This is a genomic window from Pedobacter frigiditerrae, from assembly GCF_004331645.1.
Lineage (GTDB): Bacteria > Bacteroidota > Bacteroidia > Sphingobacteriales > Sphingobacteriaceae > Pedobacter > Pedobacter frigiditerrae.
Map to the genome: position 1 here is coordinate 35,013 of NZ_SJSK01000003.1, position 14,809 is coordinate 49,821.

General features: G+C 36.1%; 7 protein-coding genes. All 7 read left to right on the forward strand.

The window, feature by feature from the left end:
* The first annotated feature begins 13 nt into the window (after nt 1–13).
* The 7 genes from EZ428_RS12010 (at nt 14) to EZ428_RS12040 (ending at nt 14,680) form a co-directional block, all read left to right on the forward strand.
* Nucleotides 14–3,199 (forward strand): DUF6298 domain-containing protein, encoded by a 3,186-nt coding sequence (locus EZ428_RS12010; protein ID WP_225871049.1) that lies wholly within the window; start codon nt 14–16, stop codon nt 3,197–3,199.
* A 3-nt stretch (nt 3,200–3,202) separates the two neighbouring features.
* Nucleotides 3,203–4,618: a glycoside hydrolase family 140 protein gene (locus EZ428_RS12015; protein WP_131553422.1), complete on the forward strand. Its 1,416-nt coding sequence runs from the start codon at nt 3,203–3,205 to the stop codon at nt 4,616–4,618.
* A 110-nt stretch (nt 4,619–4,728) separates the two neighbouring features.
* On the forward strand, nt 4,729–5,658 hold the full coding sequence (locus tag EZ428_RS12020; protein ID WP_225871050.1) for a glycoside hydrolase family 43 protein: 930 nt from the start codon (nt 4,729–4,731) through the stop codon (nt 5,656–5,658).
* A 73-nt stretch (nt 5,659–5,731) separates the two neighbouring features.
* The gene (locus EZ428_RS12025) at nt 5,732–7,561 is read left to right on the forward strand and encodes a sialidase family protein (protein ID WP_131553423.1); all 1,830 of its coding nucleotides are present in this window, start codon (nt 5,732–5,734) and stop codon (nt 7,559–7,561) included.
* The gene (locus EZ428_RS12030) at nt 7,555–9,054 is read left to right on the forward strand and encodes a sialate O-acetylesterase (RefSeq protein WP_225871051.1); all 1,500 of its coding nucleotides are present in this window, start codon (nt 7,555–7,557) and stop codon (nt 9,052–9,054) included. The genes EZ428_RS12025 and EZ428_RS12030 overlap by 7 nt, the downstream gene beginning before the upstream one ends.
* Nucleotides 9,054–11,813: a glycoside hydrolase family 2 protein gene (locus EZ428_RS12035; RefSeq protein WP_131553424.1), complete on the forward strand. Its 2,760-nt coding sequence runs from the start codon at nt 9,054–9,056 to the stop codon at nt 11,811–11,813. Before EZ428_RS12030 ends, EZ428_RS12035 begins: the two co-directional genes overlap by 1 nt.
* Before the next feature lie 122 nt (nt 11,814–11,935).
* Nucleotides 11,936–14,680, forward strand: a complete 2,745-nt coding sequence (locus EZ428_RS12040) for a glycoside hydrolase family 78 protein (protein ID WP_165501762.1) — start codon at nt 11,936–11,938, stop codon at nt 14,678–14,680.
* Nucleotides 14,681–14,809: the final 129 nt, after the last annotated feature.

A 14,809-nucleotide genomic window follows, 5' to 3' on the forward strand; every position in this document is an offset into this window, starting at 1 on the left:
AAATGCAACACAAATGCTAAATATAAATCCAAATAATAATCATTTAAGCCTTGACAAGTTTTTAAGCAACACAGATAAAAAGTTGTCAAAGCTGATTTTATTCTTGGCTTTTCTATGTTTTAGCTTCTGTGCAAATGCCCAAAACAAAAAAGTAGAATTACCACCTAAACCAATCTTTAAAGGTAAAGATGGAAAACTGGCTTACACGCCAGATGCGCAAGGAAATAGAATTGTAGATTTTTCTTACAGCGGTTACATGGCTGGCGATAAGGCAATTCCAAATGCGGTTATAAAAGCTAAAGTTCCTTTATTAACGGGTGATGCAACAAATCATATTCAATCTGCATTAGATTACGTTTCAAATCTCCCAATGGGAAAAGATGGTATTCGCGGTTGCGTACTATTAGAAAAAGGCATTTACAAAGTTTCAGGAACTTTAAAAATAAAAGCTTCTGGAGTTATTCTTCGTGGTAGTGGAATGGGGGCTAACGGAACTTTAATACAAGCATTAGGTTTAGATAGAATTGGTGTAATTAGAATTTTAGGAAAAGCTGATAAAATTGTAGAATCCGCAATAGCCATAACAGATGAATATGTTCCTATTAATGCGATGAAGTTTTCCGTTGCGAATGCAGGTAGTTTAAAGGTTGGAGATAACATTTTTATTCATCGTCCCTCTACGAAAAATTGGATTGAAACTTTAAAAACTGCCGAATTTGGTGGTGGAGAAAGTGCCCTTGGCTGGAAACCCAGTACAAGAGATATTCACTGGGATAGAAAAATCATCAGCATTGCTGGAAATGAAATTACAATTGACGCACCAATAACAACTGCCTTAGATGCAAAATATGGCGGTGCTACTATTTCAAAGTATAAATGGGGTGGAAGGATTAATCAAGTTGGGGTAGAAAATTTAAAAATCCAATCAGATTATCATAAAGAAAATTTAAAAGATGAATACCATCGTTGGACAGCCATTTGTCTAGAAAATGTGCAAGATGCTTGGGTTCGTCAAGTTGTATTTGAGCATTTTGCTGGTTCTGCAGTGAATATTTTAGAAACTGCTAAAAGAATTACAGTTGAGGATTGTAAGTCATTAGCGCCAATCTCTGAAATTGGTGGCGAAAGAAGAAATACATTTTTTACTGCTGGTCAGCAAACACTTTTCCAAAGAATTTACGCCGAATATGGAATGCATGATTTCGCTGTAGGTTTTTGTGCACCAGGTCCAAATGCTTTTGTACAATGTCAATCTTATTTGCCTTTTAGTTTTAGCGGTGCGATTGACAGTTGGGCATCAGGTATTTTATTTGATATCGTAAATGTAGATGGGCACGCACTAAGCTTCATGAACCGTGGGCAAGATGGACAAGGGGCGGGTTGGGCAGCTGCAAATAGTGTTTTTTGGCAATGCAGTGCGGCAAGAGTAGATAATTATCAGCCACCAACAGCTCAAAATTGGGCTTTTGGAACTTGGGCACAGTTTGCTGGAGATGGTTATTGGGATATGTCTAATGAGCAAATTCAACCAAGAAGTTTATACTATGCGCAATTAAAAGACAGAATTGGAAATGACGCAGATGCACGTAACGTCGTACTACCTATAGAAACAGAAGCTTCTAGTAGTCCACCTGTAGATGTAGCTCAAAAATTAACCAAACTTGCTGTTAAACCAGCTTTAACTTTAGTAGAGTTTATAGATAAGGCGCCAACTAGAAATCCAATTCCTGTTACGGAAAATATAAAACCTAATGAGACTTATCAAATTAACACACTTGCAAAGCCAACAATGGCTGCCGCAATGTCTATTAAAAACGGTTGGTTAGTTCGTGGTGATGAACTAGTAGTTGGTAACAGACAAGATGTACAATGGTGGAATGGTAGTGCAAGACCATATGGATTGAAAAATAACAAATCGCATATTACTCGTTTTGTTCCTGGTCGTTCTGGCAAAGGATTAACAGATGATTTAGAAGAGATTACGGATTCAATGAAAAATGGTGCTGTGAAAATAGTAGACCATAATTACGGACTTTGGTACGATCGAAGAAGAGATGATCATGAACGTATTCGCCGTATGGATGGAGATGTTTGGGCACCATTTTATGAATTGCCATTTGCACGTAGCGGACAAGATAAAGCTTGGGATGGTTTGAGTAAATACGACATTACAAAATACAATCTTTGGTATTGGGATAGGTTAAAAACATTTGCCAATCTGGCTGACCAAAAAGGGTTAGTCTTAATTCATGAAAACTATTTTCAGCATAATATAATTGAAGCTGGAGCACATTATGCAGATTTCCCTTGGCGTACTGCAAACAACATTAACAATACTGGCTTTCCAGAACCAGTTCCTTATGCAGGCGATAAACGTGTATTTATGGCTGAGCAGTTTTATGATGTAACTGACCCAGTTAGAAGAAAAATACACAAGGCCTATATCTATAAATGTTTAGAAAATTTTAACGACAATAATGGCGTTATTCAACTAATTGGAGCAGAGTTTACTGGTCCGCTACATTTTGTGCAATTCTGGATTGATACCATTAAGGAATGGGAAAAGGAAACTGGAAAACATCCAATAATTGGTTTGAGTGTAACCAAAGATGTACAAGATGCAATCCTTGCCGACCCAAACAGAGCAAATGTTGTAGATTTAATTGATATCAGGTATTGGCATTATCAAGAAGATGGAACTGCATATGCGCCACAAGGAGGACAAAATTTAGCACCTAGACAACACGCTCGTTTGTTAAAACCTAAGAAAACTTCTTTCCAAGAGGTTTATCACGCAGTTACGGAATACAAAACAAAATTCCCCAACAAGGCAGTAATTTATTCTGGTGATAATTTTGATAGTTATGGTTGGGCAATTTTAATGGCTGGAGGTTCTTTATCTAACGTTTATGGAGTAGATAAGGCAACCTTAACATTGGCCGCTACCATGAAACCTTTTTTGCCTGGAGTTAACAAACAATACGGATTATCAAATATTGGTAAAGCATACATTTTGTACAACGCATCGGCGGATGCCATAAACTTAGATTTAACTAAAGCCACAGGAACTTTTAACTTAAAAATCCAGAGCGCCAGAAATGGATCAATTTTAAAAGAAGAGAAGGTAAATGCAGGCTCAATCATCAAAATAAATAAAGTTGGTAATGGCGATGAAGTTATCATACTTGATAAAATTTAACCTATGAAACTAAAACAAATAATTTTAATCCTTTTAATTGCCTTAGCAATTTACAGTTGTAGACAAGAAAAGAAAATTGAAAGAATCATTTCTAAAGACCCCAAAAGTCTGCAGATATCTGAGAATAAAAGATATTTAATGACCGGCGATGGAAAACCTTTCTTTTGGCTGGGAGACACTGGCTGGTTATTGTTCAATAGGTTAACTAGGGAAGAAGCGGTAAAATATTTAGAAGACCGTAAGCAGAAAGGCTTTAATGTTGTTCAGGCAATGGTGTTGCATGACGTGCCTTCTAGAAATGTTTATTTAGATTCTTCGTTGGTGCATTCAGATGTTTCTAAACCAGCAGTTACTGAAGGAAATGATTTTAAGGATTCATTGCAATACGATTATTGGGACCATGTAGATTATATTGTTGATGAAGCTGCAAAAAGAGGGATTTATATGGCAATGGTTCCTGTTTGGGGAACAAATGTTAAGGATAAAAGAGTTAAGGAAGCTCAAGCTGGTCCATACGCTAAATTTTTGGCTACCAGATATAAGGATAAATGGAATATCATTTGGCTAAACGGTGGTGATATTAGAGGTAGCGATCAAATGAAAGTTTGGAAAGCCATAGGCGAAAACTTAAGGGCAAACGACCCTAATCACTTAATCACTTTCCATCCAAGGGGTAGAACAGCATCTTCAGATTGGTTTCATAATGCTGATTGGTTAGATTTTAACATGGTGCAATCTGGCCATAGAAACTATATTCAAGATACGATTAAGAGTGAGAAAAATCATTTTGGGCCAGATAATTGGAAATATATCGATGTTGATTATAACTTAAAACCTATAAAACCAACTATTGATGGAGAACCATCTTATGAGGATATTCCTTATGGTTTACATGACCCAAGCAAACCAAGATGGAATGACAACGATGTAAGAAGATATGGTTATTGGTCGGTTTTTGCTGGTGCATTTGGTTACACCTATGGACATAACTCTATCATGCAGTTCTATAAAAAGACTGACCCAAAACCAGCTTATGGACCGCATGACGAATGGTTTGTAGCTATTAACTCTCCTGGTGCTAAACAAATGATTCATTTAAAAAACTTGATGTTATCTCGTTCTTATTTTGATAGGGTTCCAGACCAAACCTTAATTGCTGGTACAAATGGCGAAAGATATGAAAGGGTATTAGCCACTAGAGGTGCAGCTTATGTGATGGCTTATACTTATACAGGAAAAGATTTCAGCATTAATATGGGTAAAATAGAAGGTGCAAAAGTTAAAGCATCCTGGTATGATCCAAGAACAGGAGAAACTACGGTTATTGGAGAAGTGGAGAATAAAAGAGTACAAAATTTTAATCCACCAGCAGAACCAAAAGATGGTAATGATTGGGTTTTAATATTGGATAAGATTTAAGGTAGAGGTTTGGAAGGATGAGGGTGAAAGGTGTATAATTCGCAATTCCCCTACTTTGGCGGGGTGCCTGAAAGGCGGGGTGGTTATTAATTAAATAGAAAAGAAAATTAGTGTCAAAAACAAAGTTCATATCATCGTTTCGTTTAGCTATAATTAGCTTGGTTTGCTGTGCATTAACTTCTTGCTCAAAATATGCTTACGTTTTTACATCGTTCCACGAACCAGCCAATGAAGGGTTAAGACTTTTATATGCTAAGGATGGTTTACACTGGACTGATTTGAACAAAGTATTTCTAAAACCGGCCGTTGGTACACAAAAAATAATGCGTGACCCATCTATTGTTCAAGGTCCAGATGGTACTTTTCATTTAGTGTGGACTTGTAGTTGGAAAGGTGATAATGGATTTGGTTATGCCACTTCTAAAGACTTGAAAAATTGGAGTGAACAAAAATTTATTCCAGTGATGCAAAAAGAACCAACAACGGTTAATGTTTGGGCACCAGAAATTTTTTATGATGATGAAAATTCACAGTTCATTATTATTTGGGCTTCAACAATTCCTTTTCGTTTTCCAAAGGGGATTGAAGAAGAGGACAATAACCACAGGATGTATTCTATTACAACAAAAGATTTTAAGACTTTTTCTGACCCTAAGTTATTCCTAGACCCAGGTTTTAGTGTAATTGATGCTGTAATTGTAAAAAGAGCGGTAAAGGATTACGTTTTGGTTTTAAAGGATAATACCCGCCCAAATAGAGATTTAAAGGTTGCCTTTAGTGAAAATGCCTTAGGTCCTTATACTAATGTTTCAGAGAGTTTTAGCCCGAAATTAACAGAAGGACCAACAGTTTTAAGACAAGGAAATAAGTATTTGATTTATTATGATGCTTATGGCGATAAAAAATATACCACATTAAAAACATACGATTTTAAGAATTTTGAAGACATCAGTTCATCGATTACCATACCAGAAGGACATAAACACGGAACTGTAATTAGGGTAGAGAAGAAGATTTTGAGGAGCTTGAAAAAGGATTGATAACCGCAAAGACACAAAGAGCGCAAAGTTGAGGTTTAATTCTTTGTGACCTTAGTGCTTAAAATAGAAAAGAATGAAATTGAATAAACTATATATCATCTTATTATTCGTTTTTGCGATACAAACATTGCAGGCACAAGATACCATACGTTATACTGGCAAAACCTTGGTTAATGCAGATTATCATCACGGGCAGCTAATACCTGTTGTAGGTATCCATAGTATTCAAACTTTTAGAGCCAATCGTGAACATCCAGAATTAGCAGAAAACTTTGGTTGGACTTATAATCATGCTCCGATGTTGGCTTATTGGAACAATAAATTTTATGTGGAGTATTTGAGCGATAAAGTAGGAGAAAGCATCCCGCCAGGACAAACTTTATTACAAAGCAGCGCTGATGGATATACTTGGACCAAACCAGAGGTGATATTTCCTATTTATAGAATTACAGATGGAACTAAAAAGCCAGGAAGAGATGAAGTAGCTAAAGATTTAGATGCCGTAATGCACCAAAGGATGGGATTTTATGTTTCTACAAAAAATGTGTTTCTAGTTTTAGGTTTTTATGCCATCAGCTTTGATGCAAAAGACGACCCCAATGATGGAAATGGAATTGGTAGGGCGGTAAGAGAAATTCAGCCAGATGGCAAATACGGACCCATCTATTTTATTCACTATAATCCCAATTGGTCTGAGAAAAATACATTATATCCCCTATACACAAGGAGTAAAAATAAAGCTTTTGTTGAAGCTTGTAATGAATTGTTGGCTAACAAGTTAATGACACAACAATGGAATGAAGAAGCGGATAGAAAAGACCCTTTAATTACTTTGCAAAAGCAATATAAAGCATTCAATTACTATCATTTAAATGATGGTAGAGTGGTTGGTTTATGGAAAAATGCATTAACAGCAATTAGTACAGATAATGGGAAAAGTTGGCCCGAAAATGCAAGTAGAGCTCCAGGATTTGTAAATAGCAATGCTAAATTCTGGGGACAAAGAACTGCAGATGGAAACTTTGCAACAGTTTATAATCCATCAGAATATAGATGGCCTTTGGCAATTTCTACTAGTAAAAATGGATTGGAGTACACTAATCTACTGCTGGTTAATGGCGAAGTTGCACCAATGCGTTATGGCGGTAATTATAAATCTTATGGTCCACAATATGTAAGAGGCATTATTGAAGGAAATGGTAAGCCAACAGACGGAAAATTATGGGTAACCTACAGCATGAACAAGGAAGATATTTGGGTCTCATCAATTCCATTACCAGTAACTGAAATTGCTAAACAGCAAGTAGATGATGATTTTTCAAAACTTCAGGCAGGAAAGGAATTGGCACTTTGGAATATTTACAGTCCGCTATGGGCACCAGTAAAAGTAGAAAACAAAACATTAGTTCTAAAAGATAAAGACCCATTTGATTACGCAAAAGCGGAAAGAGTTTTTCCTGCCTCATCAAAAGTAACCACGCAATTTTCTATTATTCCGAAACAAGATAATTTTGGGCAGATGGAGATTGAATTGCAAGATGCAAAAGGAATGGCAACTGTTCGCTTAACATTCGATTCTACTGGTACTTTAAGTGCAAAAGCAGGTGCTCGCTATAAAAACTTTATGAGTTATAAAGCAGGAGAAAGTTATGATGTTAAAATCAAATTAGATGCTTTTACCAGGTTTTATACCATTACCGTAAACGGAAAAGATGTGTTAACGAGCTTGGCATTTCAACCTGTAGCTGAAGTTTCCAGAATTGTATTTAGAACAGGAACTGTTCGTCGTTTTCCTGATGTAGATACACCAGCCGACCAAACTTATGATTTACCAAAAGCTGGTGAGAGTGAAAAGAATGAAGCCGTTTATTCGATTAAATATTTAAAAACAGGGAAATGGTAAAGCAGTTTGGAACTTGGAGTTTGGAGTTTGGAGTTTTTCCTTCATTGTGGATAGGAAGGCAAGCTTTCTTGCTTGGACTTGTGCTTTCTCTATTCTCCTTTTCCGCCAATGCGAAAATATTATTACCTCAAATTTTAGGAAATGACATGGTGTTGCAACGCGATAAATCTGTTAACATTTGGGGATTTGGTGCTGTTGGAGAGAAAGTAACCGTAAATTTCGCTGGACAAACAAAAACTGCAATTACAGACGATAAAGGGAATTGGATTGTTGTTTTGTCTCCTTTAAAAACATCAGCTGTATCACAAAAAATGACTATTTCAGGTAGCAATAAGATTGTTTTAGATAATATTTTAGTTGGTGAAGTTTGGTTATGTTCTGGTCAATCTAATATGGAGTATGCGATGCGGAAATTGGCCAAAATTCCGAAACCTAAAAACGAGAAATTAGGCGTTCCATCAGATGCAGTTGTAAAAGCAAAAAATACGAAAATCAGGATATTTTTAGTGAATAGAAAAGCTTTAATCAAACCAGATTCTGTTCATAAAAGTTGGGCACTTGCGCAAGATTCGGCATTGCGAAATTTTTCTGCTGTAGGGTATTTTTTCGCGAAAGTATTACAAGAGAAATTAGGGATACCTATTGGCGTAATCTCATCGGCTGTGCCAGGAAGCGCTATTGAACCTTGGATTTCTGATGAAGCATTTGCTAATGAGCCATTTTTTAAAAGTCAGAAAGTTGGCAACGATCCAAGTAAATTTTATACGCCCATGGTTGAGCCATTAACCAAATTCGCCCTGCGTGGTTTTTTATGGTATCAAGGGGAAACAAACTGCTTTTTAGGAGAAAACATCAGCTATGCTTATAAAATGAAAGCCTTAATTACAAGTTGGAGAAAAGCATGGAAGGATGAAAGCATGCCATTTTATGAAGTGCAAATAGCGCCATATAATTACGCTAAAACCACTGGAAAAGTGCCAATGACTTCAGATACAGAGCCTGAATTTTGGGAAGCACAAGCTCAGGTTTTGCGCTTGCCAAATACAGGGATTGTTGTAACTACCGATTTAAATGATAATCAAGAAGATTTGCACCCAACTTACAAATGGGAGGTAGGCAGAAGGTTATCGCTTTGGGCTTTGGCAAAAACTTATCATCAGAAAATTAACTACTCTGGACCAATTTATAAATCAAGCCAGTTTAAGAACGGAAAGGCAATTTTAGAATTAGCATACTTGAATAATGCTGTTATAACTAATGATAGTAAATCTTTATCTGGTTTTACAATTGCAGGTAAGGATGGAAAATTTGTAAATGCAACAGCAAAATTGGTAGGTAAAACATTAGAAGTTTCATCATCAGAAATTAAGCAACCAACTGAAGTGAGATACAATTGGTCAGAAAATCCATCAGGTAATTTTTATAGCAATGGTTTACCTGCATTACCATTTAGAACTAACAATCCACTAACCAATCAATTTAAAACCAATTAATGAAACGCAGATTTATCATCTTCTTGTGTTTAATATCTATGTTCTTTGCCGTAAATGCACAAGAAACGGAGAGATTAATGTTATCTGGAACAGGAAACGACAAAACCGTAAACTGGGATTTTTTCTGTACAGCAGGAGCAAATTCTGGTAAATGGACAACTATTCCTGTGCCTTCAAATTGGGAGTTACACGGGTTTGGTAAATACAATTATGGTTTCGATAAGGATACATTAAGAGGTAAGGAGGAAGGTTTATACAAGTACAAATTTGCTGTTCCTGCCGGATGGAAAGGCAAACAAATTAACATTGTTTTTGAGGGTTCGATGACAGATACCGAAGTGAAAATTAATGGCAAATCTGCAGGAGCAATTCATCAAGGTTCGTTTTATGTTTTTAAGTATGATATCTCTAAACTTTTAAAAACAGGAGATAATTTACTGGAAGTTAAAGTGTCTAAACACTCTTCCAATCAATCGGTTAACAATGCAGAACGCAAAGCAGATTTTTGGATTTTCGGTGGGATATTTAGACCTGTTTATTTAGAAGCTTTACCTAAGGCTCACCTAGAAAGAGTTCAGTTAAATGCAAAAGCAGATGGCTTTTTTGAAGCAAATGTATATGCAGCAAAAGGAGCTGATAAAATTTCAATTCAGCTTTACGATAATACTGGTGCTGAATATGGAGAAGTAATTGATGCTGCAATTGAAAATCAAATCAGGATTCAACGCGATTTTGTAAATCCAAAATTGTGGTCAACCGAGTTCCCTAATTTATATACGGCCAAATTCACCTTGTATAAAGGAAATCAAATCGTCCATACCATTTCTAAAAAAATTGGCTTTAGAACGATTGAAGTAAAAGAACGAGATGGCGTTTACATCAATGGCGTAAAAATGAAATTTAAAGGTGTAAATCGTCATTCATTTTATCCTACATCTGGCAGAACAACGAGTAAATCAATTAGCATAGCTGATGTAAAGCTGATGAAGGAAATGAATATGAATGCGGTTCGTATGGCTCACTATCCGCCAGATGGCCACTTTTTAGACGTTTGCGACTCGCTTGGTTTATTTGTAATGGATGAATTGGCAGGCTGGCATGGCAACTACGATACAAAAACAGGGACAAAATTATTGGGTGAAATGATGGAAAACGATGAAAATCATCCATCAATTATATTTTGGGCTAACGGAAATGAAGGTGGTCATAACAGAGAGCTAGATAATTTATTTGCTGAACAAGATATTCAGAAACGCCCATTGATTCATCCTTGGGAAGTTTTTAACGGCTTTGAAACCACACATTATCGCGATTATAATTACGGAATTGGAAACTACGATTACGGACATAATATCTTAATGCCAACTGAGTTTTTACATGGAATGTGGGATGGTGGGCATGGTGCAGGTTTAGAAGATTACTGGAAAACAATGTGGAATAATCCATTGTCTGCGGGTGGTTTTTTATGGGATTTTGCAGACCAAGGCGTAGTAAGGGTAGATAAAAATGGTTTTGTTGATACAGATGGAAATCACGGTCCTGATGGGATTGTTGGACCTTATCACGAAAAAGAAGGAAGTTTTTATACGATAAAGGAAGTTTGGAGCCCAATATTTTTTGAGCACAGGGAAATGACAGTAGGTTTTGATGGTTCATTTAATGTCGAAAATAGATATGCTTTTACCAATTTAAATCAGTGCACTTTCGAATGGAGATTAGAAGAACTGACCAATCCAATATCTGTTTTTAAAAACGGAACGGCTACTTCACCATCGATAAAACCTTTTGAAAAAGGTATATTAAAAGTTGATTTGCCAAAGGATTGGAGAAATTACGATGTGTTGAATATTACAGCTAAATCGCCCAATGGCGAAACCATTTTTACTTGGAGTTTTCCAATTACATTGCCAAAAGATGAAGTGAATAAATTGGTGGTAAAAACTGGAAAATCAAAAGTTAATGTTGTAAATAATGCATCAACTTACGAGGTTTCGGCAAATGGAATTGATGTTGTGTTTGATAAAACGACTGGTTTATTGCAAAAGGTTAAAAATGCAAAAGGCGAAATTCCGTTTACAAACGGTCCGATTTTACAAGAAGGGGTTAACAATTTTAAAAACTTCACTCACAAAACTATTGGAGATACTGTAGTTATTTCTTCAACCTTTGAACGTAAGGAGAACTTCAATACGTTAGAATGGACAATTTATCCTTCTGGAATTGTTAAAATGCAGGTTAAATATTTTCCTTTGGCTTACTTTACCACATTTGTGGGAATGAATTTTTCTTATCCAGAGACTGAAATAAAAGGTGTTGAGTATAAAGGAAATGGACCTAATCGAGTGTGGAAAAACAGGATGAAGGGGAATCAGTTTGGGATTTGGAAAAAAAGCTATAATACTTCTGCAACGGGCGAACCTCCATTTTTATACCCAGAGTTTAAAGGCTATTATTCGAATATGTATTGGTGTAAATTTATTGGTAGAAATAACACATTCAAAGTATACACCGACCAAGAAGATATTTTCTTCAGGTTATTTACACCAAAAAAATCAAAGGATACAGAATGGGATAACATGAGCCCAACTTTTCCTAATGGAGATATTTCTTTTATGAATGGAATATCTGCCATTGGAACTAAGACCCAAAAACCCGAAACAACTGGCCCGATGGGAATGAAACATGTATTTTACGATTTTGAGAAAGAACCAGCAAGGGCATTAGAAATGACTTTGTATTTTGATTTTAGTGGGAATTAGCTTTTAACGCGAAGAAAAGAAGTTAACCGCAAAGACACAAAGAGCGCAAAGAAAATGTGTTTGAATGTTGAAAGGTTTTGAATGCCTAAAGTGCCTAGAACATTACAATTAATTAGTAAATAATGAACTTAAAAATATATATCGTACTGTTTAGCATTCTCCTGCTGCCATTTCAAAAGATGGCACCGCAGGTGAGTTTGCAAAATACCACTTGCGAAATGTTGGTTAATCCGATGGGTATTGATGCGGCTAAGCCAAGGTTTGGATGGAATATTATTTCTGCGGAACGTAATGTGATGCAAACTGCTTATCAGGTTTTGGTAGCCACTACACCAGAAAAATTAAATGCGAACGAAGGAGATCTATGGGATTCTGGTAAAATCAATGAAGAAACATCTATTCAAGTTGCCTATAATGGTAAGGAATTAACAAGTCGTTTGCGTTGTTATTGGAAGGTTAAAGTGTGGACTAATGATGGTCAAAGCGAATGGTCGGCAAATAATTCGTTTACAATGGGCTTGCTTTTTTACAAAGACTGGCCAAAGGGATGGATTGGATTCGATAGGGCTTTTCCTTGGGATAATATGAAGACTGATTCACGTTTATCTGCAAGATATTATAGAAAAGAGTTTCAAAGTGCTAAACAAGTTAAATATGCAACTGCATCCATTGTTGGTTTAGGTTTATATGAGCTTTACATCAACGGTAAAAAGGTAGGTAATGATGTTTTAACACCAACGCCTACAGATTATACTAAAAATGTGAAGTACAATACTTACGATGTAACTGAATACATTAAAAACGGCAAAAATGCTATTGGTGCGATATTAGGAAACGGTCGTTTCTTCGCTATGCGCCAGAACGAAAAACCTTATAAGATAAAGACTTTCGGTTTCCCAAAAATGCTGATGAATATCAACATTGTTTATACAGATGGTACAACAGCTAATATTGATACAGACGATAGTTGGAAAGGAACAGCAGACGGACCAATTAGAACCAATAATGAATATGATGGTGAAGAATATGATGCTACCAAAGAATTTACTGGATGGAACAATGTTGGCTTTGATGATAGCAAATGGTTAAAAGCTGAGTTTGTACAAGAACCAACAGGAGTTATTGAGGCTCAAATGAATGAGAATATTAAGGTAATGAATACGCTAAAGCCAGTTTCTATAAAAAAAATATCAGGCGGAAGGTTCGTTCTTGATATGGGTCAGAATATGGTAGGCTGGTTACAAATTAAGGTAAAAGGCTTAAAAGGAAAACAAATCAAATTGCGTTTTGCAGAATCTTTGCAAGATAATGGCGAACTTTTTACAGCTAATCTTCGCAATGCGAAAAACACAGATTTATACACAATTAAAGGAATTGAGCAAGAAACTTGGGAGCCAACATTTGTTTATCGTGGATTTAGATATGTAGAGTTAACTGGTTACACTTATCAACCTGCTTTGGCTGACTTTACTGGCAAAATGATTTACGATAATATCAAAACCGTTGGCACATTTGAAACTTCTGACGCTTTAACTAATCAGATTTTTAAGAATGCTTGGTGGGGAATTGCAGGTAATTACAAAGGTATTCCGATAGACTGTCCGCAAAGAAATGAACGCCAGCCTTGGTTGGGTGATAGAGGTGCAGTTGCTTTTGGAGAAAGTTTCCTTTTTGATAACGGCAGGTTTTACACCAAATGGTTGCAAGACATCAGGAATTCTCAAAAAGAAGATGGTGCTATTCCGGATGTTGCACCTGCATTTTGGCGTTATTATAGTGATAACATGACTTGGCCAGGAACAATATTGCTCATCACAGAAATGGTTTACAACCAAACAGGAGATGTAAATGTTGTGAAGGATAATTACCCGGCAATGAAAAAGTGGCTTGGCTATATGAAAGATAGATATATGAAAGATTATATCCTGACTAAAGATAGCTATGGAGATTGGTGTATGCCACCAGTAACCATTGAGGCTGGAAGAGGCAAAAGTGCTGATAAAAAATATCCATCTGAATTAATTTCTACAGCTTATTACTATCATTTTACGCAGTTGATGATTCAGTTTGCGAAAGTTTCAGCTAATGACAGTGATGTTGCAACATTTGAGGCGCTTGGCCAAAAAATAAAGGATGCTTTTAACCAAAAATATTATAACGAAAAAGGATATTACCGAACTAATGTTCTAACTGATAACATCATTCCACTTTATTTTAAAATGGTGCCTGAGAAACAAGTGGACAAGGTTTTTAAAAACATTGTTTACACTATTGAAGTAAGCAACAAAGGACATTTGAGCAATGGTTTAGTGGGTATTCAATGGTTAATGCGTTGTTTAAACGATTACGGCAGACCAGATTTAGCTTACACAGTCGCAACTAAAAAGACATATCCATCTTGGGGATATATGATTGAGAATGGAGCAACAACCATTTGGGAGTTATGGAATGGAAATACTGCTGACCCAAAAATGAATTCTCAAAATCACGTAATGATGTTGGGAGATTTATTAACCTGGTATTACGAGAACTTGGCAGGAATAAAAGCGGCTTCACCAGGATTTAAAAAGATAACAATGAAACCTGAAATGATTGCTGGATTAGACCATGTAAATGCATCATATCAATCTGTTCATGGAATAATTAAAAGCAGTTGGAAAAAATCAGCTAAACAATTTAACTGGACAATAACTGTTCCGCCAAATACAACTGCGGTAGTTTATTTACCAGCAAATGAGGGAGATGTTGTTGCAGAGCAAAATATTAAAGATTTAAGATTAGTTAAGAATGAAAATGGAAGAGCAGTTTATGAGATTGGCTCGGGAGATTATTCGTTTGTAGTGAAGAAGAAGACCCCTAGCCCCTAAAGGGGAATTAGGAAACGAATAAGTATTTTGTTAAGCCTTAAAGTGAAATCCCACTAATTTAGAGGGGTGTCAGCTTCGCTGATAGAGAGGTTGGACAATAATAGTTCGTAGCAAATGATAAAATAACCA